Annotated in this window: 19 protein-coding genes and 1 pseudogene; 1 reads left to right on the top strand and 19 read right to left on the bottom strand. The window is 38.6% G+C overall.

Annotated features, from left to right (window positions below; genetic code table 11):
- The 19 genes and pseudogenes from A3GE_RS12225 to pyrH form a co-directional block, all read right to left on the bottom strand.
- A partial coding sequence (locus A3GE_RS12225) for a two-partner secretion domain-containing protein (RefSeq protein ID WP_018356494.1) occupies positions 1–6182 on the bottom strand: 6182 nt, incomplete at its 3' end.
- 29 nt (positions 6183–6211) lie between these two features.
- Positions 6212–7897, bottom strand: coding sequence for a ShlB/FhaC/HecB family hemolysin secretion/activation protein (locus A3GE_RS0106735; RefSeq protein WP_018356495.1), 1686 nt, complete (start codon positions 7895–7897; stop codon positions 6212–6214).
- A 591-nt stretch (positions 7898–8488) separates the two neighbouring features.
- Positions 8489–8749 (bottom strand): annotated as a pseudogene (locus tag A3GE_RS12365) (AI-2E family transporter); the annotation flags it as partial.
- Positions 8749–9087, bottom strand: coding sequence for a nitrogen regulatory protein P-II (gene glnB / locus A3GE_RS0106745; protein WP_018356496.1), 339 nt, complete (start codon positions 9085–9087; stop codon positions 8749–8751). The pseudogene A3GE_RS12365 and the gene glnB, both read right to left, overlap by 1 nt.
- 1 nt (position 9088) lies before the next feature.
- Entirely contained in the window at positions 9089–9682 is a 594-nt protein-coding gene (mog, locus tag A3GE_RS0106750) for a molybdopterin adenylyltransferase (protein WP_018356497.1), read from the bottom strand.
- Between the two features lie 35 nt (positions 9683–9717).
- Positions 9718–11574, bottom strand: a complete 1857-nt coding sequence (locus A3GE_RS0106755) for an SLC13 family permease (protein ID WP_018356498.1) — start codon at positions 11572–11574, stop codon at positions 9718–9720.
- A gap of 16 nt (positions 11575–11590) precedes the next feature.
- Positions 11591–12184: a ribonuclease HII gene (rnhB, locus tag A3GE_RS0106760; RefSeq protein ID WP_018356499.1), complete on the bottom strand. Its 594-nt coding sequence runs from the start codon at positions 12182–12184 to the stop codon at positions 11591–11593.
- Positions 12177–13349 (bottom strand): lipid-A-disaccharide synthase, encoded by a 1173-nt coding sequence (gene lpxB / locus A3GE_RS0106765; protein ID WP_018356500.1) that lies wholly within the window; start codon positions 13347–13349, stop codon positions 12177–12179. Before lpxB ends, rnhB begins: the two co-directional genes overlap by 8 nt.
- An 89-nt stretch (positions 13350–13438) precedes the next feature.
- Entirely contained in the window at positions 13439–14227 is a 789-nt protein-coding gene (gene lpxA, locus A3GE_RS0106770; protein ID WP_018356501.1) for an acyl-ACP--UDP-N-acetylglucosamine O-acyltransferase, read from the bottom strand.
- A gap of 14 nt (positions 14228–14241) precedes the next feature.
- Positions 14242–14688, bottom strand: coding sequence for a 3-hydroxyacyl-ACP dehydratase FabZ (gene fabZ, locus A3GE_RS0106775; RefSeq protein WP_018356502.1), 447 nt, complete (start codon positions 14686–14688; stop codon positions 14242–14244).
- A 99-nt stretch (positions 14689–14787) separates the two neighbouring features.
- On the bottom strand, positions 14788–15813 hold the full coding sequence (gene lpxD, locus A3GE_RS0106780) for a UDP-3-O-(3-hydroxymyristoyl)glucosamine N-acyltransferase (protein WP_018356503.1): 1026 nt from the start codon (positions 15811–15813) through the stop codon (positions 14788–14790).
- A gap of 12 nt (positions 15814–15825) precedes the next feature.
- Positions 15826–16437 carry an OmpH/Skp family outer membrane protein gene (locus tag A3GE_RS0106785; RefSeq protein WP_018356504.1) on the bottom strand — a complete coding sequence of 204 codons (612 nt, stop codon included), beginning with the start codon at positions 16435–16437 and terminating at the stop codon, positions 15826–15828.
- Positions 16438–16538: 101 nt separating this feature from the next.
- On the bottom strand, positions 16539–18920 hold the full coding sequence (gene bamA / locus A3GE_RS0106790; RefSeq protein ID WP_018356505.1) for an outer membrane protein assembly factor BamA: 2382 nt from the start codon (positions 18918–18920) through the stop codon (positions 16539–16541).
- A 27-nt stretch (positions 18921–18947) separates the two neighbouring features.
- On the bottom strand, positions 18948–20279 hold the full coding sequence (gene rseP, locus A3GE_RS0106795; RefSeq protein WP_018356506.1) for a sigma E protease regulator RseP: 1332 nt from the start codon (positions 20277–20279) through the stop codon (positions 18948–18950).
- A 9-nt stretch (positions 20280–20288) separates the two neighbouring features.
- Positions 20289–21155 carry a phosphatidate cytidylyltransferase gene (locus A3GE_RS0106800; RefSeq protein WP_018356507.1) on the bottom strand — a complete coding sequence of 289 codons (867 nt, stop codon included), beginning with the start codon at positions 21153–21155 and terminating at the stop codon, positions 20289–20291.
- An 11-nt stretch (positions 21156–21166) separates the two neighbouring features.
- The gene (uppS, locus tag A3GE_RS0106805) at positions 21167–21886 is read right to left on the bottom strand and encodes a polyprenyl diphosphate synthase (protein WP_018356508.1); all 720 of its coding nucleotides are present in this window, start codon (positions 21884–21886) and stop codon (positions 21167–21169) included.
- A gap of 27 nt (positions 21887–21913) precedes the next feature.
- Complete coding sequence (gene ispC / locus A3GE_RS0106810; protein ID WP_018356509.1) at positions 21914–23110, bottom strand: 1-deoxy-D-xylulose-5-phosphate reductoisomerase; 1197 nt, start codon at positions 23108–23110, stop codon at positions 21914–21916.
- Positions 23111–23300: 190 nt separating this feature from the next.
- Positions 23301–23858, bottom strand: a complete 558-nt coding sequence (gene frr / locus A3GE_RS0106820) for a ribosome recycling factor (RefSeq protein ID WP_018356510.1) — start codon at positions 23856–23858, stop codon at positions 23301–23303.
- A 91-nt stretch (positions 23859–23949) separates the two neighbouring features.
- Positions 23950–24663 carry a UMP kinase gene (gene pyrH, locus A3GE_RS0106825; RefSeq protein WP_018356511.1) on the bottom strand — a complete coding sequence of 238 codons (714 nt, stop codon included), beginning with the start codon at positions 24661–24663 and terminating at the stop codon, positions 23950–23952.
- A 130-nt stretch (positions 24664–24793) separates the two neighbouring features.
- Here pyrH and A3GE_RS0106830 point away from each other — a divergent pair, with 130 nt between their 5' ends.
- Positions 24794–26365, top strand: coding sequence for a phosphoethanolamine transferase (locus A3GE_RS0106830; RefSeq protein ID WP_018356512.1), 1572 nt, complete (start codon positions 24794–24796; stop codon positions 26363–26365).
- Positions 26366–26390 lie beyond the last annotated feature (25 nt).

Below are 26390 nucleotides of genomic sequence, written 5' to 3' on the forward strand. Positions count from 1 at the left end.
CTGTAAATCGGCTCGGACTCAGTTGATTTACGCTGTGCATTGGCGTTTGCATCACCTAGCTTCGCGTAAGGGCTATCCGGAATCTCTTCGTAGATAGGCGCTTCCGATTGTTTCGGTTTTGGCAATTGATCATTATTTGAAGCAATATCGTTCAATCCTCTTGCACTATTTTGATTTGAGTTTTTATTTAAGGCTTGTTTTGCCTTATTTAGGCCTTTTTGCCCCAATTCAGCCAAATCACCTAGCTCAAACCCAAAACTGGTACTTGCTAATTGTTCATCTCGATGAACGGTTTTAGATTTATTCAAATCCTGATTAATTGGTTTTTCAACAGACTGAGAATCAATACCTGACAGAGTTGCGTGCTGTGTCGCTTCATAATGTTTTTGTGCCGAACGGCCTCCTCTTATATTGGCTTGAGAAGTTCCCCGTTCATTTAACCCTATAGATACACCGAACTCGCCACCATCTTTATGATGATAGTCTTCTAAAGAGCGATGAGTAACACTGCCCGTAGTGGTAAGGTCGTTATTCCCACTTTTATCAACAAAATAACCGGCTGTTAAATCCAAGTCTTTAATTTGACCAATCATTTTTCCAGCTTCAATGCCTGATTGCTGATTAACCATCCGGCTCGTTTCATCTTCCTGACCATAACCCACTGTTACGCTACCTGTTGGTTTTACGGTTAAAGCTGTGGTTACCGAAGCCCCTACAGAGACACCCACATCCAAGCGTTTATTATGTCTTTCATAGGTATCTTGCTTAGATTCAATTGAGGTTTTCCCTTCCACTTTTGTACGATAAACATCCGCTTTAATATTAGCACCTGATAGGGTGAGATCACTTTCTGTATTGATCTCAATTTCATCACCCAATAATTGGCTATTTTGATAGGTAGTCGCCTTGGTATTTGTAGTAGAATATCCTGCTTCAACACCAGCAGTTACACCAACTGCACAGCCTTGAGACATCACCCCACAAGACACTGTACCTCCAGCGGATACTTTTGCGTACAAAGATTCATCCGACTCTGTTCTTTCTGTTTTACCCGCATTTATCGTAATTTTATCTTTTGCATTTAGAGAGAGTTTGCCGCTCTTACTGCGTTCAACGTTATTTAATTCAATTCCCCCCTCTGTTGCACTCAAGACAAGGTTACCGTTTAAGGTATTACGATTATCCGATTTTTCGTTAAAACCCGTATTAGATTGGCTATAGCCAGTTTGGGCTTTAACTGAACCACCAACTAAATCACCTGTCACTAAATTAGCGATGTCACTCGTCACTTGTAATGCAGCCGTACCGTCTTGTTTAATACCTTTTTTAGCATCTTCTGCTTGTTTAATTGAATGGCTAACAACATCAGCAATTGCAGAGTGAGCTTCGCCGGTTGCACCCAATTTAAAAGAGGATTTAGACGATTTAAAATCAGTTTCATCTTGGTATTTGGTTGAAATAATTTCTTTGGCGGTTAATTTCAACTTATCATTACGCAGTTCTTTCTGAGCGTCAAAAAAGGCTTGATCTTTTTCCGCCATCAATTCTTCAATTTCTTCTTTAGATAGCTTGCGTAAATTTGGATTAGTACCTTTTGTTTGATTATTTTCTACAGGCTTCTCTACTTCTGAAGCTTTATCTGTAGAATTGTCATCTTCTGTTTTATTCGCTTCTTCGTTGGTCGTTGATTGCGTTAATTCAGATGCTGATTCAGGCATTGATTTATTAATATCAAGTCCACCGATATCTAAAGTCCCTAAAACCTGTAAATCACCGCTTTTCGCGTCAAGTTCGCTATTGACGTTTTTCAAGTCAGTTCTCGATGATTTTTCTTGCTCAAACTTTATGCCTGATTCAGCATTAGCCCCGGTGTAATCACTTTCTGATATTTGAGTCGAGACACCATCGATACTATCAGCAGAAGCCGAAACAGACTTCCCGCCACCGGCAGCTGACGCGCTTGCAAATACACCAAAGACGCCTTTTGATTTATCCGTATGTTGGATATTTTGCCCTGTTTTAGTTTTATAATCACCTTGTATAACGCCGGTTATACGATCTGCTTTTATCTTGCTACCGGTCTGTTCTACATCACCTTTTACAGCCAAATGAAGATGATCAAATTCTAATTCCGAACCAACGGATTCCGCACTATAAGTATCTTCCGTTTCTCCCCCTGCTTGATATTGTTCTCCCAATAATCCTGTAGCGAATATCTGTTTCTGTTTATGACTACTGCTAAATTTATGGGAATCTTTAGCTTTGAGATCTTTAGTTTTTACAAAACCGGTTTTTGCTTTTACATCAGAGGCTGTAATATCAATATCGCTATCTAAATCAGTTTCTAAATGTACGTGTTGCTCTGAAGCTATCCTTGATTTCTGAATAACCGTATTTCCTTTCTTATCAGCATAGGAAGTAGCAGTCGATTCAATACCTTTGTGTCCTTTCAGGCGAACCAGTTCTTTACCTAAAATATCCCCTGTATTTTTAATTTTATTTTCCGCTTCAATATCAACACGATTTCCTGCAATCGTGCCGGCATTTTGGACATCGTGAGCCTTTAACTTCAATTCTCTCGCATTAATGACCGCACTTCCTAGCCCTTTATATTTTTCAGCATCTTCCAACGTTTGCTTCGCAAAATAGACCTGAGGTACATACGTCTCTTTTCCATTAATGGTGGATTTGACATACCAAATAATATCCTCTTTTAGATTGTCTTGTTGCTCTTTAGTTAATGCCTTACCTAAGGTTAAGTTTAGATCTCCAGACGTATGGTACGCATTATCCATTAAACGTTTAACCAACTCGACATTCGTCAAATCGTACTTGAGAGCCAAATGATTATCGACCTTTTTCTCAATACTACGGGTAATCAATTGGTGTTCAAAATAGCTATCACCAATGACACTTACTTTGTCTTCCGTTCCTCTTGGCGCAACATTATTAAAGAAATAATCGGAGCCAACATAATCATTTTGGTTGATATATTTCATTCTCGTATGGTAAAGCGGATCAACTTCTACTCGAGCGCGATCTTTATCTACCGGAATGTCTCTTTGCTTAGCCAATTCATCGGCTTTTCTTTTCTCTTCGGCTAATTTTTTCTCATACTCTTTGAGACGTTGTTTTTCCTCTTCAGAAAGCGATTCTAGTTTTTTCTGTTCCTCTTCTAATTGTTTTTTTCTACGTTCTGCCTCTCCTAAACGCTCTTTTTCAAGAAGACGTTCTTTTTCTAGACGCTGTTTTTTCTCTTCTTCAGTTTCACCTAATAGATCTGTATCTTCTTTCGGAACAAAGATATTGGTGTTGTCTTCTTTTTTCTTATTAAACGAGCGATCAATGAATAAATTCGGATTAGACAATAATTCTAATAATGTGGATAAATCAATTTCGCTATTGCCATTATTTTCCGGTTGTACAACAAAGGGTTTTAATTGAATCGGCGGTGCTTGGATTGTATGCTTCCCAATAGACACTTTATCATCAAAAGCTCCTTCCTCGCCTCTTTTACCATTTACTAAAATATTAGTATCTCCAATAAAAGAGCCGGCTAGTATTTTTGATTTTTTCTTAGGATAAAGCTCTATATTTTTAGAACCAAGTTTACTTGCTCTTTCTGAAGCCTCATATGCGGCTTTTAATTCCATCAAAGATTTACTTTCCCAATTAGCACCTAATATAGTTGTTAATGTGGATTGTAATAATGGAGCCCTGACTGATTTTAATAGTTTTAAAACTTGTTGTTTATCTACCGAGACAGTTAAAAAATTACCTTGTATATAACGCTCAGTACCGTTCTCTTCAAAAAAGAATTTTATTAATGCAGCTACAGAGTCAAATTCATATTCTACACTATTTTGTAATGGAATCCCAATTCCATTGAGAACCGGTTGAAATTCAATAGTAATATTTGCTGGTGAATTTAAATAATAATCAAATATATTAAATTTGGCACTTCTCATATCATTAATGATGCTTTTTGCTCCATTAGAAATTAGATTTCCTTGAATGTTAATAATGCCGTGATTAGTTATTCCTGCATCACTTAGTTTGGATTTTTTTTGAATAAATTCAAAGTCACTTTCACCACGAATATTACCTATATGAGAAATTTTTAAATTATTCCCTAATCTTGGAATAGAACCGAAAATGCTATAATAATCCGTTCTGGTTGAACCTGGATCGATAATTGTCGACTTAATACTTTGATCATAATGGTATACACTGCCCTGAAACTCAATATCATTAAATAACTTTTGTGCTGATACAGTGATTTTCCCTTTTGAAAGAATTTCTCCCCGATTATGAATAATATCATCGGCATTTAAATTCATTACACCATCTGAATGTAAAACGCCAGCAGCATTATTGGTAATATTTGAGAAGGAAGTTAGATTTAAGCTGTTTTTTGCCCCTAATAAACCTTCGTTTATAATTTTTTGACCCTTTACAGATAATTGATTAGCGCTAGTTAATACCCCTTTATTGATAAAAACATCATCGTTTGAGTTGATATCCAGTGAAGATGATAATTGGTTTTCCGAACCTTTATCAAAAAAGACTTCCTTAGCAGAAAGCGTTAATTTTTCTCTAGCCTCCGGTAGTTTATGAGAAGCTGAGTGGAAATGAGTGAATCTAAACGTAAGGTTCGCAGTTCCTTTACTTTGAATAGTCCCATTATTGTGATAACCATCATCCCGAGTAATATTATTTTGGGATAAAATATTACCAAAGGTAGATATATCAAGCGTCTTTTCGGCTAGAATATCTTTCTTATTATCTAGCTTTTCTACATAAATTTTATTAAAACGAGCTGCAATCGTACCGTTATTTTCTAGATTCTTACCCTTAATATCCAGATTTGTTGCAATTACAGTTGAGTCCTTACCAATTTGAGTTGATTGGCTATTGATATTAACATTTGTACCTCTAATTTTGGCATTTTTGTCCGTAGTGGTTTTATTCGCAGAAATATCAACTTTTTGACTGCTTACCTTTGTATTTTGTTTTAAATTAACTTCTGTTGAGTTTAGATTGATTGCTTTCCCAGCCGAGATTTGGCCATTAATATCAAGCTTTTTACTACCTTTTGAGGATACGTTCTGTTTAGCTTGTAATGTAGCAACTTCAACCTTACCTTGTGCATTCTCAATTTGGATATCTTTTTCGGAAAGAATAATACCTTTGTGATTTACTCCAGCCCCCGTATCTGTTGTGATAAATTGGATATGATTACCGTACATAGCGCCGGCTTCAGTACCGGTAATTGCGATTTCCGTGGATTTAGTCGACTTCGATTTCGCCTTTCTTGCTTTCACATCGTATTCTGATGAACCTGCAACAAAGGTTATATTGGTTTCAACAGGCGCTTTATCATTGATGTTACGGACTGCACCTTTTTGCTCAATTTTTTTCGCAACAATATCTAAATATTTCAATCCGTCGGTGGCAATCCCGTCTTTATCAATGGTCACCGTTCCTTTCTCAACAGAAAGTTTTAAGCCATTTTTCGGATCAATCACATTACTGGTTGAGGCTACAAAACGATCTGTATTAAATGTTTGCACCCCGTTTATATTGATCCCATTTGGGTTAACAATTAATAAATCTGCCTTATCACCAAATACTTCAAGCCCCCCTTTAATTTTACTCATTTGACTGCCGGTTACTTGAGTTAAAATCGCCTTAGCCGTATCTTTATCAAAATTTTGGTTTTTTTCTAAATTCCCAACTAAATAAGAATTTCCTTCCTTATTGCTGTTATTAAATACCGCACCATTGCCTACATTGAATTTTTGGAATTTATTATCAGAAATACCATCATATTGAGGCTTAGCAATCTCAATAATATGTACGCCATTGGTTGTTTCGGATATTTTTGTTTCACGATTATTTTTATCTAAAATGATATCCTTGCTATTTACATCTGCAAATACAGTATTTGGCACAACAAATAAGAAGGCTAATGCTGCATTTCCCAGGTGTAACAAGCGCGATTTAATAAGACAAGAAAATGTAGATAGACGGAAAATATGGTGTCCTTCACTACCAGATTCGCTTTCTTCTTTATTTTCTACACTACCGGTGTCGCCTGATTCATAATTAATATATTCAGCGACGGGAACTAAACATGATTTTGATTTACTAAAAATCAGTTTATATCTATTTTTATTCATACTAAGTTTCTCCTATTTTAAAATATGAATTAAAATGAAATTGAGCCATTTACATAATAAATATTGGAATCGCCTTTATTTGTCTTTACATTCTTGATGGGTTTAGAATAAGTAAAAGATAAATTAAGACGGCTAACTTGGATTCGTGTACCAACAGCAGCCCCGACAAGTGTTTCATTATCATTTTGGGCATGATTAAAAGTTCGACCAAAATCAATTCCTAAGAAAGGTTTGACTTGAGAAATAGACATTTTTTCAGGATAAAAAGGTATATCAACTGTTTGAGAAAGATAATAACCACTGTCTCCAGAAATTATCCCTCCTTTAAAACCTCTAACGGTATATTCATCACCGATAGAAAATTGATTATCCCCATATAAACTATAAGGTGAATACTGAAATCCTAAACGAAGTTGGTAGTTAAGCGGTCTTTCTTGCAAAGCAAAACTCTTATACCAACTCATTGTTCCCGATAATAAAGAAAGCGTTTTATCACCCTTTGAGTTATAAGCTAAACTATTAGCACCAAACCAACCTAATCCATTTGAATAAGAAATATCGTTATAGAGTTTCCCCCCTAAAAAATTCTTAATATAAGATAAACCAATGGTTAACTTATTATTATTGTAATGGCTAACTAAACGCTCTCCGATATAATTTTTCTTAGTTTTAAATTCCAATTCTCCGTAAGCAGAAAGAATCATATCTTTATTTCGAGAAAGCACTTTAGCTAATTTAATATTTGCTGTTTTAATTTTCCCCTCGGAATTATAAGAATGAATACCTTTTATTTCTTTTTTAGAATCGGATTGTGAAACTTTTATATCTAAAGTATAGGTAGAAAATGGCTGACTATAACTTAATAAATAGTTTTGTTGGCTATTCTTTTTATGCCCTTTATATAATCGATATCCTGTTGAAAAATACCAACTATCATTTGTACCTAATAAATCACTCCAATTCACACTTGCAGTAATTTGATTACGACCATTTGCATTATTTTCAGCACCGGAATTATTAAATCCTAACGTTACCTTAGGCAAATAGGTGCGATTGGTTACTAAATTAAAATTAGACTCACCCTCTTTCTCTGCTGCAATCACTTTTATTTCTGCAGATTTATTGGTGGTATTTAAAATCTCCACTAATTGATCCACATCGTAAACATTCAGTAATTTATTTTTCAGACTTGGTAGAGTAAAAACCATTGCTTTATCTTTAAATGAGCTTGGTTTTTCACCGTTGACCAAATAATCGTTGACATATCCCCAGTGAATAATGAAATCTAGTTCATTTTTATCTGCCACATTATTTTTTAAACCAATCGCACTGGTTACATAACCCGCACGGTATAAGACATCCGTTAAGTCTTTCACTAAGGCAAATACCTGTTTTGTAGTTAGAGGCTTTTCTTCATATTGTTTAATAACAGAATCAAAATCTAAATAAACAGATCGCCCAGCTTGATCGACTGTAATACGCTTAATAGTGCGGTCAGTTTGACTCTCATCTTTTGTAATAGAGTCTGTTTCCTGTTTACTCTCTTCTCGCAAAAATATTTTTGCTTTCCTTAAGGCTTCTTCTGTCTCTTGGATGACTTTTTGATGCTTTAAATTTTGCTGCTCTTGAGTAAGTACATCGGTCGCAAAAGCAGTGCCGGAAAATAAGGACAAGTAGAGTAAGTAACTAATAGACCTTCTTATTGAGGTACTCATTTTGTTTGTCTCCTGTAAAAGATTCCTAGGTAATTAAATCGTAAAATTAAGACAACAAAGCCATTCATTGACTTTGTTGGTATTGGCGTTATCAGTAAATCAGTGAGCTATGGAATAGTCGTTTAAGCAAATGCTTAATCATTAATCCAATTCAGGATAAAACTTAGCTATTTGTTTTATAAATAAGCATTGCCTATCTTTCTGATAAGCACGCCAGTACATATTGGACGAATGAGATGAGCAAAAATGACAGGAATTGATAAAATTATCGTTTATATGTATAAAAAATAATCACATCGCATTGGTAAAGCTGAATAAATTTAAAATGAGTGAAAAAATGACCGCACTTTAATACTCGGTTAATGATTTGATTTGTTTTACCTAAGGAAAGAAAATCAAATAATGTCAAAAGGATAAAACTTATTTTTATTCAAAAAAAATTTATGATGAATATCTCAAAAATCAAGCTTCAACATTGTCTTATTTGTAGAGTATCACTGCACTTTGGAGGTATTTCGGCAAACTACCGTTAGTTTAATCATTTAACAGGGGTATTCCAATGAAGCATCAACTCTTAAAGAAAACAGCAATAAACTCCCGCACACTGCTATTAATCAATCTCAACAGAGAAAAGGAAATGGAGGGAAATCAAGATAAACAGCAATACCATCGCAAGCCAATGAGAAACGTGGCGGACGGTCATTGCCTTAATAATAGGAGAGCAAATAATGGCAACAAAATGCCGGTAAAAATGGTACGACAATTTCAAGCTGCTAATTTTATGCTAGCTAAAATAATAACAACGGCGACAATTCCTAACAAAGTGCGGTGTAAATTTAAGCGGTTTTCCACTAAATGGCTTCCTCATTTTCTTCACCTGTACGAATGCGGATCACCCGCTCTACATCATAAACAAAGATTTTTCCATCACCGATTTTTCCGGTTTGGCAGGTTTCTGCAATAGTTTCAAGGCATTGTTCAAGTAAATCATCAGGCACGACAATTTCCATTTTCACTTTTGGTAGAAAATCCACCATATATTCTGCCCCACGGTAAAGTTCAGTATGCCCTTTTTGGCGACCAAAACCTCGCACTTCAGTCACTGTCATCCCGCTAATACCGATATCGGAAAGGTTTTCACGTACATCATCCAACTTAAATGGGCGAATCATTGCTTCAATTTTTTTCATTTTATTTCTCCAAATTTTCCCGTCTTGCCGATTTTGGGCGGAAACTTTCAATAATCTCTAAGTGAGTATCAATATACACCCCGTTAATGAGCTGTAAACAATAAGGCACAGCACTGAAAACACCTCTCACCAGCACATTGCCGTCTTTGTCTTTCACCCCTTCTAAGGTTTCTTTAATGGCTTTGGGTTGCCCCGGTAAATTTAAAATCAAGCTTTCTTTGCGAATCACTCCAACTTGACGGGATAAAATCGCCGTAGGAACAAAATGTAAACTCACTTGACGCATTTGCTCTCCAAAACCGGGCATTTCACGATCGGCGACCGCTAAGGTTGCATCAGGTGTTACATCACGTTTCGCCGGCCCCGTTCCCCCTGTGGTTAATACAAGATGACAGCCTTGTTCATCGACCAACTCTCTGAGGGTTTGCTCAATAATGCTTTGTTCATCTGGAATTAATCGGGTTTCCACATAGAAAGGATCGATTAATGCCTTCTCTAACCAAGCCTGTAATTCGGGAATACCTTGATCTTGATATATTCCCGATGAAGCCCTATCAGACACAGAAACAAGGCCAATTTTTAAAAGTGCGGTCATATTTTTCCTTAAATTTTTGTATCAAATCTCAATGTTTAAAATGGAAATAAAAATGGAATTAAAAACACACTGACTACCATGACAATCAATGTAAAGGGCACACCAATTTTTAAAAAATCACTAAATTTGTATCCTCCCGGCCCCATCACCATTGTATTCACCGGTGAAGATACCGGAGTCATAAAGGCAGCGGAAGCGGCAATGGCAACTACCATTGCAAAAGGAATAGGCGATACCTGAAGCTGTTGTGCTAACGAGATAGCAATCGGCGCAACCAAAATTGCAGTCGCCGTATTGGAAATAAACAATCCCACGACAGCGCAGAAAATAAATAACATCATCAGCACGAGGTGCATTCCCCAATTACCCATCAGCTGTAGCATTCCTTCCACAGCAAGTTGAATCCCACCGGTTTTTTGTAATGCTGTGGCAAACGGCATCATACCGATAATCAAAATTAAACTTGGCCAATGAATGGAATCATAAGCACTTTTGGCATCGACACAACGGAAATAGCCCAACATTAGACAACCAATGAGTGCTGCAATCACATTGGGTACAAGACCGAATACCATTAATAACACCATCACTAACACGGAAAGCAAGGCTTGCGGTGCTTGGCTTTGTGCCGGTGCGACGCGGTCCATTTCTTTTGGATAAGTGAGTACCACAAAATCCTTGGTGCGGTTACGCATTTGTTGAATCACTTTCCAATCGCCAATAACGAGAATTAAATCACCAAGCTTATAAGGTGTGCCGGAAAAGCTATCCGAAATCAACTCGCCATCCCGCTTGATCCCCACCACATTTAATCCATAACGAGAACGAAACGCCAACTCTTGTGTAGTTTTATCAATCAATGCCGACCCCGGCACTAAGGCTAATTCCGCCATTCCAATAGATTTCGCCTGCTCATCAAAAGATTGAGATTTAATCTCTGCCGGTTCTAAATTATGGGTTTGACAAAACTCCGCTAAATTAAATTCCTGTTGACCAATATCAATCATCAAAATATCTTTTTCGTGAATTTCAGAGGTAGCAAGTGGCATCATATAAGTTGGGCGAAAACGTTTCCAACGTTCAATCGCTAAGACATTCGCCCCATAGTTGGAGCGTAAATGTAATTCATCTAGTTTTTTGCCGATAAAAGGCGAACCTGTACGCACTACAAAACGCTTTGCACGACCGCGTAAACCATATTCATCAATCAATTCAGCCATGGAACGTTGATTATTTTCTTGGCTATCCGTGGCAATATTTCCTCCAAGCCAACGGCGGGTTAATAGCATATAACCAATTCCTAAAAATAAAATAACGATACCGATAGGGGTGAAATCAAAAAACTTTAAACGAACGCCTGTATCTTTAACCAATTCCGCATTCACTACCAAGTTAGGTGCGGTGGCGATGAGTGTCATCATACCGCTTATTAAACCAGCCACACTCAACGGCATCATTAAGCGTTTTGGGGAAAGATTCATTTGGCGACAGATCATCAATGCCACAGGGATAAAAATCGCCACTACCCCTGTAGAGCTCATAAATGCCCCCAAACCTGCTACAGCAAGCATCAGTAACACCAAGACTTTGGTTTCACTATTTCCGGCAAGTTTCAAGATCCCTTCACTCACTTGATAAGCAACCCCTGTACGCACCAATCCTTCACCAATAATGAACAATAATGCAATCAAAATAATATTCGGATCGCTAAAGCCGGCAAAAATCTCATTAGTGGTTAAAATACCGCTCAAATAAAATGCCAACATCACCAAAAGTGCAACCGCATCCATTCGTACTTTATTTCTCATGAACAAAATCACAGCAACGGCTAACAAAGCGAGCGTCCAGAAAAGCGGGCTAACCCAAAGCGCATTTGTGAATATGGTATTCATCTCCTTTCCCTCATCTTTAGCGATTTTCTAATACTTTGCGAACCGGTGAGAAACTACGGCGATGCTGTGGCAATGCGCCCAATTCGGCTAATTTCTCCAAATGTAATTTGGTCGGATACCCTTTATGTTGGGCAAAAGCATACTCAGGATATTGACGATCCAAGGCTTCCATTTCCTGATCCCGTGCCACTTTTGCCAAAATAGAGGCGGCACTAATTTCCGCCACCAGACTGTCGCCCTTCACAATAGCTTGGGCGGGAATATTGAGATCTTTAGGAATTTTATTCCCATCTACCAGCACAAAGTGCGGTTGAATTTTTAAAGATTTTACCGCTCGTGTCATGGCAAGTAAGGATGCCTGCAAAATATTCAGTTCATCAATTTCTTCCGCTTCCGCGCGCCCTAATGACCATGCGAGTGCTTTTTGTTTAATTTCTTCTGCCAAGATAAGGCGTTTTTTTTCCGTCAATTTTTTTGAATCCGCTAAGCCTTCAATGGGATAATTCGGATCTAAAATCACCGCAGCCGTCACTACTGCACCCACTAAAGGGCCTCTCCCCACTTCATCTACACCGGCAATAAGTTCATAGCCTTGTGGATATTCAAACATTTTGAGATTCCTCTAATAAATCAATTACCGCTTGAGCCGCTTGTTTATCCGCATCACATTGGATTTGTTGGTGTAAGTCCGTGAAACATTGAATTAAAACGTGGCGTTTTTTAACCGCACTTTCTTCGTCAGACAAATATTCCGCCAGTTTTTCGGCAAGTAATGCAGGCTCACAATGTTCTTGAATCATTTCCGGTACTAACATTTCATTTGCGAGTAAATTTGGTAGGGAAATATAGTCAGTCTTCACTAAGTGCTTTGCCAGTAAATAAGTGAGCGGTTTCATTTTATAACCTACCACCATCGGTGATTTACATAACATTGCCTCAAGGGCCGCCGTGCCGGAAGCCAATAGCGTAGCCTGTGCCGCAATCAAAACTTGGCGTGCATTGCCATCAATCAGGTACATCGCTAGATCCGGAGCAACTCTTGCCTTAATGGCTTCGAATTGTTGTCGGCGTTTTTCATTGACTAATGGGACAAGAAATTGTAAATCGGGAAATTGCTCTTTCAACAATAATGCCGTTTTCAAAAAAGGCTCGGCTAAAAATTCAACTTCTGCCCTTCGGCTCCCTACAAGTATCGCTAAATAACGTTGGGTCGGATCGATATTGAGAAATTGACAAGCCTCGACACGATTCGGTTTTAATGGAATCGCATCCGCCATAGTATGACCGACAAAGCGACAAGGCACATTAAATTTATCATAAAACGCTTTTTCAAAAGGCAAAAATGCCAATACTTGATTCGTGGCTTTCGCAATTTTATGAATTCGATTCTGACGCCATGCCCACACGGAAGGGCTAACATAATGAATAGTTTTAATGCCGTTCGCTTTGAGTTTCAGCTCTACATCTAAATTAAAATCCGGTGCATCAATACCAATATACACATCAGGCTTTTCCTGTAACATGGTTTGAATCACATTTTTACGGATTCTTAGCAAACGTGGTAGATGCCTAACGACTTCAGCCAATCCCATAACAGAAAGTTCATCCATATCAACCAAGGTTTCGCAACCTTCAGCCAACATTCTAGGACCGGCAATCCCCATAAAGCGAGCATTAGGATAATGAGTTTTCAGCTGACGAATCAAGCCTGCGCCGAGAATATCACCTGAAATTTCTCCCGCAACAAGTGCGATAGTCGGATTTTCCTTGTTCATTAAATTTATCCTAAAAAATAACCGCACTTTGGATTAAAGTACGGCTAATTGTTAATGATGTTTACTCTTTCTAAAAGAGAGCAACGCTGTTAACGAATAATTCCGCGGGTTGATCGTTTGAAGAAATTGGTAAAGAAACTGATAGCGGAATCGGTTTCAGCAATTTGTTCAATTTCCGGAATAATTTCCTCAAGCGTTTTACCGCTACGGTAGATCATCTTATATATATTACGAATTGCGTGCATCGTCGGTTTATCAAATCCACGGCGTTTTAAGCCTTCTAAATTCACGCCAAACGGACGGGCATGATTGCCTTGCGCCATCACATAAGGCGGTACATCTTGGCTAACCATTGAACCACCGCCTAACATTACGTGAGCCCCTACAACCACAAATTGATGAATGGCAGACATACCGCCAACAATTACAAAATCATCTAATTCAACATGACCGGCAAGGGTGGCATTATTGGCTAAGATACAATTATTTTTGATTTGGCAATCATGCGCAACGTGTACGTTAATCATCAGAAGATTATTATTACCGATACGGGTTACGCCACCACCTTGGATAGTCCCCCGATGAATCGTCACATGTTCGCGAATTCTATTAGCATTACCAACAATGGTTTTTGTCGCCTCACCTTTGTATTTTAAATCCTGGTTGACTTCGCCAATCGTTGCAAATTGATAAATTTCGTTATCCTCACCAATCACTGTATCGCCACGTACTACCACGTGTGATTTCAACACGGTGCGTGCTTTAATCTCAACAGAACCTTCAACAATACAGAAAGGACCAATTACCACATCCTCACCAATGATAGCCCCTTCTTCAACTAATGCTGTCGGGTGGATTTTTGCACTTGAGTGAATCATAGTTATTTCCTTATTTAGCGACGTGCGCACATTAATTTTGCTTCACAAGCCACTTCACCATTTACCGTGGCAATGCCTGTGAAAGCGGTTATTCCGCGGCGTTCTTTAATCACTTGAACATTTAATTCCATTTGATCTCCCGGTAACACAGGACGTTTAAAACGGGCTTCATCAATTCCCGCAAAATAGAATAATTCTCCGCCTTTTAATTCATGGGTTTTAAACGCTAAAATGCCCATGGCTTGGGCTAGCGCTTCTAAAATTAATACCCCCGGCAGAATCGGTTCACCGGGAAAATGTCCGGTAAAACAAGGTTCATTAACACTGATATTCTTTATCGCTTTTAACCATTCGCCTTCCTTGAAATCCAACACTCGATCCACTAATAAAAACGGATAACGGTGTGGTAATAAAGTCATAATTTCTTTCGCTTCGATCACTCTTGATTGCTGTTCTGACACGTTGATACCTTTACAAATAAAAAACTAGATTCGCGTGAATTATACGATATTTATGATTAAAAACAAAACGCACCACTAAAGTGCGGTGCGTTTTAAGGATTAACTGATTTTCTTTTCAAGTGCTTTTAAACGCTTATTCATTCCATCAATCCCCAAAGTCAGTGCCGCTGTTTTACGCCACTCTTTATTGGTTTGCAACGGAATACCGGAAGAATAAATCCCTGGTTCGGTAATTGGCCGCATCACCATTCCCATGCCGGTAATCGTCACTTTGTCACAGATTTCCATATGGCCGTTGATCACACTCGCGCCACCGATAAGGCAATAACGCCCTACAGTCAGACTCCCCGCCATAATCACACCGCCTGCTACCGCCGTACCTGTGCCAATGTAAACATTATGGGCAATTTGACAAAGATTATCGATAATCACATTATCTTCGATCACTGTTGCATCTAATGCGCCCCGATCGATACAAGTACAAGCGCCGATTTCAACATTGTTACCGATAATAACTTGACCCACTTGTGGAATTTTAATCCAACGACCGCGATCATTCGCATAACCAAAACCATCACTACCAATTACCGCACCGGATTGAATTAAACAGTTTGAACCAATTTCTACATCATGATAAACGGTCACATTCGCCCAAAGTTGCGTACCGGTAGCAATTTTTGTGTTTTTTCCCACAAAGCAATTTGCACCGATAATCACGTTATCGCCTAATATTGCGCCCTCTTCTATGACACTATTTGCTCCAATTGATACATTTTCACCTAAAGAAACACCATCAGAAATGACCGCACTTGGCGCAATGCCTTTTGCTGCTTTTGGTGTGCTGTCCATATATTGCGCTAAAATCGCATAAGCTACATAAGGATCTTTAACAATGAGTAAATTACTTTCCTTCGCACAAAATTCAACATCAGCTTCGGATACCACTAAAACACCGGCTTGAGATTCTTTTAATAATGGACGAAATTTTACATTGGAAATGAAGGTGAGTTGATGAGCTTGCGCTTTATCAAGAGGAGCGATATTTGCTACAACAGTATCGGCGTTACCACGAAGGGTAGCGCCGATTTGATTCGCCAATTCTTGTAAAGAATAGGATTTTTGCATTATGAGAACCTATTATTTCTTCTCTTCTGTTTTAGCCGGTGCCGTAGCTTTTTCAGTTACAGGAATAGATTTTAATACTTCTTCGGTAATATCTTTACCTTCTACTGCAAATACCACAGAATTTGCATCAAGTACATAGGTATAACCTTTTGCTTTTGCTACATTATTTGTTGCGACTTGGATACTTTCTAATAATTTTGCACGAGCTTCTGTTTGGCGTTTATCGCTTTCTTCTTGGAACTCCGCTACTTTTTTATCTTGCTCTTGCATCAATTTCGTCAATGCGGCTTCTTCATTAGCTCCGAACTTATTAATTTCTTCTTCACGCTTTTGAATTTCAGCTTGACGTAAACGCGGCGCATCTTTTTTCAAAGCCTCAATTTTTGCTTCTACTTTTTTACGTGATGCGGCAATTTTATTATCAATTTCTTTTTTGCTTGCAGCCAATTTATCTGCTGTCGGTTTCAATTCAGAATCTAATTTATCTGCAATAGCTTGACGATCCGGGTGGTTTTGGAATAAATACCCGGCGTTAATAAATGCAATATTTTCATCTGCAGCGGCAAAACCTGATGCAAGTGCGATACCTACTGAAAGTGCGGTGACTTTTAAAACATTTTTCATTGAAATTTCCTTATTAGGTTAAGTAGTTAATCATGCTTGCACAGCCTGAATATATGCTGTGCAAGTGCTTGTTTTGACTAGAAGATAAATAAAAAGTTCGATTAGAAAGAACCGCCAATACTAAACTGGAATTGTTCTACATCATCATTTTCATATTTTTTGATCGGTTTGGCATAAGAGAATACCAATGGCCCGATTGGTGATTGCCATTGGAAACCGACACCAGCAGAAGCACGAATGCGGCTTGGATCGCTGTAATCCGGTAAGTTAGGGAAGTTTGCCTTATCTTGTGCCGTCCATTTGGTATTCCATACGCTTGCCGCATCAACAAATAATGAAGTTCTGACAGAATTCTGATTTTTTTCTGCCACAAACGGCGTCGGTAGAATTAATTCAACACTCGCTGTGGCAATAGCATTCCCGCCAACAATATCGCTACTCCCATTAGCATTATATCCTTCATTACCCTTCTTATCTTTTACCCAATAAATCGCATTCGGTCCTACTGCACCATACGAAAAACCACGTAGTGATCCAATACCACCCGCCGTATAGTTTTGATAGAACGGTAAACGTTTATCACCAAAACCACTTGCATAGCCTAACCCTGCCTTACCTGAAATGACCCAGTTATGCGCACGATCAAGCGGATAATAGCCTTGGACATCTGCATTAAGTTTGTAATATTTATTATCGGAACCCGGAATGGTAACTCGCCCACCAATACTTGCCTTCACCCCTTTAGTTGGGAAATAACCGCGGTTTAAACTGTTATAATTCCAACCAAAGGAAAAATCAAAATCATGAGATTTGATAGAGGTTGAATCAAAATTCATGGAGGCTAAATAAAGATCACGATTATATTCTCGAGAGAAATTACTAATTTTATTATAAGTGTAACCTAACCCTACATAGTATGAGTTATTTTCATTTACCGGGAAACCTAAGGTAACATTGCCACCATAAGTCGTACGTTTATAAGTCGATGAAGTATCGCTATCGGAGTTATCGTAAGTTTCATAGAATACATTACCACCTAAGCTTACCCCGTCTTTTGTAAAATATGGTTCGGTGTAGCCAAGGTTAATCGTCGTACCGTAATCATTACGAGAGCCTGCTAAACTTACCGCAGCCCCTGTACCTAAAAAATTATCCTGTTTAATACTGGCTTGGTAACTAATACCACTTTCCGTACCATAACCTACCCCAAAGTTAATACTACCTGTATTACGTTCTTTGACTTTATAAACCACATTCACTTCGTCATTAGAACCTTCAATCGGATCAATCCGGCTTTCAACCGTTTCAAAGAAGCCTGTTCTATCCAAACGAATTTTACCCAACTCGACTAATTGCGCATTATACCAAGAACCCTCCTGCTGGCGCATTTCCTGACGTAATGTACTATCGGCTGAAACAGTATTACCTTCAAATTGAACTTGGCGAACGGATAAACGACGACCTGCATCAACGACAAAAGTTAGAGCGATTGTTTTATTCGCATCATCAAATGTTGGTACGGTATTGACGGTTGCACTACCATAACCACGTTCCCCTAGTTTTGCTTTGATAGCATTTTCGACATCGGTCACATCGGCCCGACTAAAAGTATCGCTTAAGTGAAGGTTGTTTAGTAACGGCTGTAATTCTTCAGCCATCCCACCTAAATTACCAACAATACGAGCACTAGCTAAATCGTATTTTTCTCCTTCGTTAATATCTATCGTCACTTCCGCTTTGGTTTGTTCATCATTTAGCTGAACATCTGTATTGGTAACATACGCCTTAGCATAACCATTATTTTGGTAGTACTGTTGAATAGATTGTAAATCTTTATCAAATTGGGTTGCATCAAATTTATTGCCCCATAGTTTCCACCATGCATCCGGTTGCAACTCCATTTGTTCTTGTAATGTACTACTGGAAACCTCTGTATTACCATTAAAGGTGACGGATTTTAATTTTGCCGTATCATCTTCATCAATTTGAAGATTGATCTCCGCACGATTATTTGGGAGCGTATTTACAATCGCATCGACTTTAGCATTATAACGCCCTACACTTTTATAGTGTTCTCTCACGCCTTTCACGAACTCGTCAAGTTTCGCACGATTAAGTACATCTCCTGCTCTAAAACCGTTCGAATCCAGATTTTGTTTTAATGCTTCCGTTGGAATTAAAGAATTTCCTTTAATATGCACTTCCGAAATAATCGGCTTGGCAACCACGCTCACCACTAGAGAATCACCATCACGATAAGCTTTCACATCATCAAATCGACCACTTACGAATAAATTGCGAACAATATTTGCCACATCGTTATCGGTCACTCGTTGACCTGAACGAACCGGCAACCCCGCGAGAATTTGTTGTTCTAATTCACCCTGAACGCCATCTATGCGAATGTCTTTTGCCAAGAAAGGGGCAGCCAACACGCTTGTTGCCGTACCGAATAATAAACTTGCAATTAGAAGTTTTTTCATCGACTGTATCCTATTTACTATAAAAATTTATAAACGTAAGAAATCGTTGAAAAGTGCAAATACCATTAAGGTTAATAGCAATGCCGCTCCAATGCGATAACTTAAATGTTGTACCTGCTCGGAAACAGGTTTTCCTTTAATACCTTCTGCCGCCAAAAACACCAGATGTCCACCATCCAGAACCGGCAACGGAAATAAATTCATAATGCCTAAATTGACGCTGATTAACGCCATAAAGCTCAGGAAATAAACCCATCCAACACTTGATGACGCGCCTGCACCCTTTGCAATAGAAATCGGACCGCTTAAATTATTTAAAGAAAGATCACCGGTAAATAATTTGCCCATCACTTTAACGGTTAACCAAGATAATTGTGCCGTTTTTTCTACACCTTTCGACAGGGCATCAAGAATACCATATTTTAATTCTGTGCGGTACTGCTCGCCGATATTTAAAAAGGTTGGACTTATCCCCACAAACCAACGGTTCTCTGTATTTTTTTCCGGCTGCACCATTTTGTCAAAAATATTGCCATCACGTTCAATTTTTAAAGGAATTGGTCGCCCTAGTTCGACCAGTTTTACAAAATCCTGCCATGAAAGTGCGGTCAAATTTTTATTTAAAATTTTATCCCCTACTTGCAAACCCGCTTTCTGCGCCGGAGAATTATCCACCACTTTAGATAACGTCATCTCTATTTTGGCTCGAACGGGGTTCATACCCAAAGATTCAAAAGCGCTTTCTTTTTCCGGATCAAATCTCCAATCGGATAAATCTAAGCGTTTTTCATAAGTAACATTTGAACCAAAAGATGAAAAACCAATATCCACTTGAGATTCCCCTAACTTTGCGGCTAATAGCATATTAATAGTTTCCCAATCCGGTGCATCTTGTCCATCAATTGTTATAATTTGTGAATTGGCTTCTATTTTTGCTTGCGCGGCAATAGAATTTGGCGCAACACTTTCAATCACAGGTTTTACACTTGGCATCCCGACAGAATAAATTATCCAATACGCTATGATAGCAAAAATAAAATTAGCCAATGGCCCAGCTGCGATAATAAATGCACGTTGTAATACCGATTTTTGATCAAACGCCTGAGATTTTAACGACAAGGGAACGTCTTCTGCCCGTCCGTCCAACATTTTAACGTAGCCACCCAATGGGATCATTGACAGGGCAAATTCAGTTCCTTGTTTATCGGTACGCCGCCAAAGCACTTTACCAAAGCCGATAGAAAAACGATGCACTTTTACACCGCACTTTCGTGCTGCCCAAAAATGACCGTATTCATGAACCGCCACTAACACAGAGATAGCGATCAAAAAAGAACCCAGTGACCACAAAAATGACATGATCAATCCTTATAAGACAAAGAAATAAAAGTAAGTAAAAAAGGGTACAGCAGCCGTTAAGCTGTCAATGCGATCTAAGACACCTCCATGACCGGGAATAAGTTGGCTACTGTCTTTAATACCTGATTCACGCTTAAACATACTTTCTGTTAAATCACCTAAAATTGAAATGGCTACTGTTGCAACAGAAAGCGTGATAAAGCCCGTTATAGCTCGATTACCAAGTAATGTTTCGCCAGAGAAATAAATAAATGCACAAGCAAGAATAGCTGCAGTAATTAAGCCGCCAAACACGCCTTCCCAAGTTTTACCCGGTGAAACTTTTGGCGCAAGTTTATGTTTACCAAAAGCACGACCGGCAAAATACGCACCGGAATCCGCCGCCCAAACAAGCACAAATACGTAAAGTAGTAAAAATAAACCATGATGAGGATCTTGCATATAATGCTCTAAACGCAAACGCAAGACGGCAGCAATGAAAGGGATTAGGGTTGCGAAAGCAAACAATAAATGAATCGGTTTATTTTTACCCCAATATCTTGCGGAATTGGGATAAGTGATGACTAACAATAGTGCAATGCCCCACCAAACCACAGAATTAAGCAAGATAAACGGAAGATAACTCTCAAAAACACGACCGGCATCTAAATAATTGCTTTCGGTAAAAAGCCATAAAAAAATAAAAGCGCCGAGGAATGCCGTAATAAACAAACGGGCGAGAGGCTGTTTAAATCGGGCAAATTGTGTCCATTCCCACACGCCCAATGTCGCCACTAATCCCAAAGACAAAGCAAAATAAAAAGGGCTAAATAAGAATAAGGCACAAAGTACCAGTGCAATAAGTACAATAGCCGATAATACACGTTCTTTAAGCATAATTTCTCCGCTTATTCTGTCCCGCCAAAACGGCGATGACGTTGTTGATAACTCACAATGGCTTGATTAAAATCTTTTTCACTGAAATCCGGCCATAAAACATCTAAAAAACACAGTTCCGCATAGGCAATTTGCCAAAGTAGAAAATTACTAATCCGTTGTTCACCGCTGGTACGAATTAATAAATCCACTTGCGGCTGATCTTGAGTAACCAAATGACACTGGAAATATTGTTCGGTGATATCTTCCTTATGTATTTCATTATTTTTTACTTTATCTGCAATTTGTTTGGTCGCCTGTACAATATCCCAACAACCGCCATAATTGGCGGCAATATTCAGCGTAAGTGCGGTATTTTTTTCCGTCAGATTTTCTGCTTTTCTTATTTTCTCTTGCAATTTTTCACTAAACCGTGACATATCGCCGATAATTTTCAGACGAATATCATTTTTGTGTAATTTCTTTACTTCACGATCCAATGCTTGCATAAAAAGTTGCATCAAGGCACTGACTTCTTGCTCCTGACGATTCCAATTTTCACTGCTAAAGGCGTAAAGTGTCAGCACTTTTACACCAATTTGACGTGCATAGCTGACCGCTCGGCGAACAGCGCCAACGCCATGAGTATGGCCAAAAACACGCAATTTATTACGCTGTTTTGCCCAACGCCCGTTGCCATCCATAATAATGGCAACATGTAACGGGATATTATTCTTATCAAGTTCTATCATAAAATAAGTTTGTTAGTGACCGCACTTTTAATATCGTTTAATTAATTGTTCGGCAATAATACGGGTCTGAGCATCTACCGCCAGTACATCATCAATATTTGAAATAACCGTACTCGGCATTTTTAATACCGATTCTTGATTAACTCGTGCAATATCCGTAAATGAAATGCGACTATCTAAGAAAGCCTGTACTGCAATTTCATTCGCGGCATTCATTGCTGTTGTCGCATACTGCCCCTCAGAAAACGCATCTATCGCCAGTTTTAAATTTGGGTAGCGATTAAAATCAGGCTCAATAAAAGTTAATTCTTTGATTTTAAAGAAGTCTAAAGGTTCAACACCGGCAAAGGTGCGATGAGGATAAGACATAGTTTCAGCAATCGGGGTTCGCATATCAGGATTCCCCATTTGTGCAATGACTGAGCCATCGACATAACGCACCATAGAATGAATGATAGATTGTGGGTGGATAATCACCTCCATTTCATCTGCGTTTGCATTGAATAACCAACGGGCCTCAATATATTCCAAGCCTTTATTCATCATTGTAGCGGAATCTACGGAAATTTTTTTCCCCATTGACCAATTCGGGTGAGCGACCGCTTGCTCCGGTGTGATATGTTTAAATTCATTTAATGCAGTATAACGAAAAGGACCTCCAGAGCCTGTCAGAACGATTTTACTAATGCCCAATTCGGCTAATGGGCAAAAACCGATTTTTTGTTGCGCTTCGGGCGGTAAAGATTGAAAAATCGCATTATGTTCGCTATCCACCGGTAACAAAGTGGCATTATGCTGTTTCAAGGCATCAATAAAAATCTTTCCACAAGTTACCAATGCTTCTTTATTGGCTAACAACACGCGTTTTCCTGCCTTTATTGCAGATAAAGTCGGCAATAAACCTGCCGCACCGACAATCGCCGCCATCACCTGATCGGCATCAGGGTGTGCGGCTAATTCACAAATCGCTTTTTGCTCCGCCAATACTTCTGTTGCAATCCCTTGTGCTGAAAGCTTTTCACGCAAAATATTGGCAGCAGTTACATCATCAAGGGCAGCAAAGTGCGGTCGAAATTTCACACATTTTTCAAACATTGACTCAACGTTTTTCCCACCAACAAGAGCAAAGGCATGATATTTTTCAGGATTATGTTCAATCACAGATAGGGTGCTTTGTCCAATTGATCCTGTCGCACCAAGAATCACAATATTTTGTTTTTGCATAAATTTTTGACCGCACTTTTTTATATTGAGTAAAAAGGACGCCCATGCGTCCTTTATTTCGCTACTAAGATTATTTTAGCTTCAAAGATACTTGGAAAATAATAGAAAAAGATACATCTGCAACAAGAGCAGATTTAGTATTTTTTACAATTAGTTCATCGGACATCTTTGCGCCTTTATATCATCACAACTAAAAATCTAATAGCTCTTTTTCCTTTTCAGCTAAAACTTCATCAACTTTTTTAATGAATTGATCAGTAATTTTTTGAATATCTTCTTCCGCTTTATGCTGTTCATTTTCACTGATTTCTTTGTCTTTTAGCAGCGCTTTGATTTTATCATTCGCATCACGGCGAACATTACGAATAGCGACTTTGCCTTGCTCGCCTTCAGACTTAACGATTTTAATTAAATCACGGCGGCGTTCTTCCGTTAGTGGAGGGAGCGGTACGCGAATCGTCGTACCGGCAGAAGACGGATTTAAACCGAGATCGGAAGTTAAAATCGCTTTTTCCACCGCACTGATTAACGAACGATCAAATACGGTTACTGCGAGCGTGCGCGCATCTTCCGCCACAACATTGGCTAACTGACGAAGTGGTGTGGCTGCACCATAGTATTCTACTTGGATTGCATCTAATAAACTTGGTTGCGCACGACCTGTACGAATTTTGGCAATATGACCTTTTAATGCTTCAAGGCTTTTATCCATACGATCTTGTGCATCTTTTTTAATTTCATTAACCATTTATTCTGTTCCTTTTAGTAAAAATTAAAAACGCAATGATTGTACTCAATTCCATTGCGTTTTCCTAGTTCAATTCACCAATCCTATTCAATTAGCAAATCGTCGTTCCTTCCGTTGTACCAAGTACAACATTGCGTAATGCGCCGGGTTTAACCATATTAAATACGCGAATCGGCATACCGTGGTCACGGGCCAAAGTAAATGCCGCTAAATCCATTACCTGTAATTCTTTATCAATCACTTCGGCATAAGTGAGATGTTGATATAATTTTGCTTGTGGATTTTTAGCCGGATCACAATCATACACACCATCAACTTTGGTTGCCTTCAACACGACATCGGCTTCAATTTCAATCCCACGTAAACAAGCTGCAGAATCAGTCGTGAAAAATGGACTACCTGTTCCCGCAGAGAAAATGACCACACGTTTTTCCCGTAACATTTTAATCGCTTCCGACCAGTTATAGGTATCGCAAATACCATTTAACTGAAAAGCAGACATTAATTTTGCATTCACATCCGCGCGGTGTAACGCATCACGCATTGCCAAACCGTTCATCACAGTCGCAAGCATACCCATGTGGTCACCAACCACACGGTTCATACCGGCTTTCGCTAATTTTGCGCCACGGAATAAATTCCCTCCACCTAACACGACACCAACTTCGACGCCCATTTCCACTAATTCTTTGACCTCTAACGCCATACGATCGAGAATTGATGGGTCAATACCAAACCCTTCGTCACCTTGTAGTGCTTCACCGCTTAATTTCAATAAAATACGTTTGTAAATTGGTTGGCTCATTGTCTTTTCCTTTTGGGCTAAAAAGTTGGCTTATTTTATAGAATAACTGTGCAAGAGTGAAGATATTAAAGATGGAAATTCTTATTGAAAACTGGATAATAGGCGCATTTGTTTCTCTCCTAGAGATAGTATGAATACGCCAAAAATACTGCTGATTTTAACCGCACTTTGGATTTTTATTTGCACCATGGTGGCAGGTTATTTCATATTAATGGGCTCAGGTATGTTTCCTCAGCCCGACATTGGGCTGACTTTACTCGCTACCACCCTTATTCTTTTATTGAGTAGCAGTAAAAAAACGTTCTATTTTATTTTATTGCCGCTCGCTTGTGTTCATGCGGTTTACGCCCCTGTCGGTCTCAATTTCGGTGCACCAAGTTATCAATATATCGCCTCCGTATTTGCGACAGATATGTTAGAAACCAAAGAATTTTTATTGCAAATTCCACTGAGTAGCTATTTCATTGCCTTTGCTATTCCGATATTGGTGTTTGTACAATATAAAAGTGCGGTCAAATTCGGCATTAAATTTTATCGTAACAAAGCCTTTATCACATTAGCGGCATTACTCTTTGCTTATCATCTTCCTCTCGCCGAACCTGTGAAAGAAAGCATCAATTCAGCTTTAAAAATTTATGATGAAGTCAACAAACTCAAACAAATGTCACTCACAGATAACTGGGGAAAATCAACGCTAGAACATTCCCGCTACGATGATTATGTGCTAATTATCGGCGAAAGTGCACGCCAAGATTATCATCATGCCTATGGTTATCCCGTAGAAAATACACCTTTTATGTCAAATGCAAAAGGTACGCTGATTAATGGATTCCAGTCTGCCGGTACCAATACAATTGCATCTCTACGCTTAATGCTCACGCAGCCAAACAAAGAAAAATGGGAACCGAATTATGATTTAAGTTTAGTCGATCTCATTAAATCTGCCGACATTAAAACCTATTGGTTATCCAATCAAGGGCTACTGGGTGAATTTGATACGCCGGTTTCCTCTCTTGCAGCAAAATCTGATGAAACCTTCTTCTTAAAAAAAGGGGGGAGCTTCAACTCCACTAATTATAGCGATTTTGACTTATTACCGAAATTCACCCAAATACTGAAAAACCAGACAGAAGGTAAACGTTTCATCGTCTTGCATCTTTACGGTTCTCATCCGCTGGCTTGTGACCGAGTGGAGGATTATCCGAAAATGTTTAAAGATAATGAAATTGCGCCTAAATATGCTTATTTAAACTGTTACATTTCTTCCATCAAAAAAACTGATGAATTTTTAAAACGCATTTATGAGCAATTACAAGAAAACGCACAAAAAAATCACCGCACTTTTTCAATGATTTATTTTGCCGATCACGGCTTATGCCATCAGCAAGATGAAAAAAATAATGTGATGCTGTTCAATCAAAACTGCTTTAGCCGTAACCATCATAACGTTCCATTATTTAAAATCGCATCTGATGACACTGAACGTAAAGAGTATAAGGCGTTTAAATCCGGTTTGAATTTTGTGGAAGGCATCGCAAATTGGATAGGCATCAAAAATCCAAAACTCACAAGGGACGAAGATTTATTTTCTCCTGAATCTCCTGAAGCGGATAAAGATGATTTTGGGTTACAAAAACGGATCGATGAAAAATACGAAAAAGGAGATGATCCCGCCATTGATATTCGTCTAAAACGCAAATAATAAAAAAGCCGATATTAATTTATCG

The sequence above is a fragment of the Rodentibacter pneumotropicus DSM 21403 genome (genome assembly GCF_000379905.1).
Taxonomy (GTDB): Bacteria; Pseudomonadota; Gammaproteobacteria; order Enterobacterales; family Pasteurellaceae; genus Rodentibacter; species Rodentibacter pneumotropicus.

Coding starts and splice junctions, on each gene's coding strand:
- A3GE_RS0106735 (WP_018356495.1), bottom strand. CDS start 7,897: ATGAGTACCTCAATAAGAAGGTCTATTAGTTACTTACTCTACTTGTCC.
- glnB (WP_018356496.1), bottom strand. CDS start 9,087: ATGAAAAAAATTGAAGCAATGATTCGCCCATTTAAGTTGGATGATGTA.
- mog (WP_018356497.1), bottom strand. CDS start 9,682: ATGACCGCACTTTTAAAAATTGGCCTTGTTTCTGTGTCTGATAGGGCT.
- A3GE_RS0106755 (WP_018356498.1), bottom strand. CDS start 11,574: ATGAATACCATATTCACAAATGCGCTTTGGGTTAGCCCGCTTTTCTGG.
- rnhB (WP_018356499.1), bottom strand. CDS start 12,184: ATGTTTGAATATCCACAAGGCTATGAACTTATTGCCGGTGTAGATGAA.
- lpxB (WP_018356500.1), bottom strand. CDS start 13,349: ATGAACAAGGAAAATCCGACTATCGCACTTGTTGCGGGAGAAATTTCA.
- lpxA (WP_018356501.1), bottom strand. CDS start 14,227: ATGATTCACTCAAGTGCAAAAATCCACCCGACAGCATTAGTTGAAGAA.
- lpxD (WP_018356503.1), bottom strand. CDS start 15,813: ATGCAAAAATCCTATTCTTTACAAGAATTGGCGAATCAAATCGGCGCT.
- A3GE_RS0106785 (WP_018356504.1), bottom strand. CDS start 16,437: ATGAAAAATGTTTTAAAAGTCACCGCACTTTCAGTAGGTATCGCACTT.
- bamA (WP_018356505.1), bottom strand. CDS start 18,920: ATGAAAAAACTTCTAATTGCAAGTTTATTATTCGGTACGGCAACAAGC.
- rseP (WP_018356506.1), bottom strand. CDS start 20,279: ATGTCATTTTTGTGGTCACTGGGTTCTTTTTTGATCGCTATCTCTGTG.
- A3GE_RS0106800 (WP_018356507.1), bottom strand. CDS start 21,155: ATGCTTAAAGAACGTGTATTATCGGCTATTGTACTTATTGCACTGGTA.
- uppS (WP_018356508.1), bottom strand. CDS start 21,886: ATGATAGAACTTGATAAGAATAATATCCCGTTACATGTTGCCATTATT.
- ispC (WP_018356509.1), bottom strand. CDS start 23,110: ATGCAAAAACAAAATATTGTGATTCTTGGTGCGACAGGATCAATTGGA.
- frr (WP_018356510.1), bottom strand. CDS start 23,858: ATGGTTAATGAAATTAAAAAAGATGCACAAGATCGTATGGATAAAAGC.
- pyrH (WP_018356511.1), bottom strand. CDS start 24,663: ATGAGCCAACCAATTTACAAACGTATTTTATTGAAATTAAGCGGTGAA.
- A3GE_RS0106830 (WP_018356512.1), top strand. CDS start 24,794: ATGAATACGCCAAAAATACTGCTGATTTTAACCGCACTTTGGATTTTT.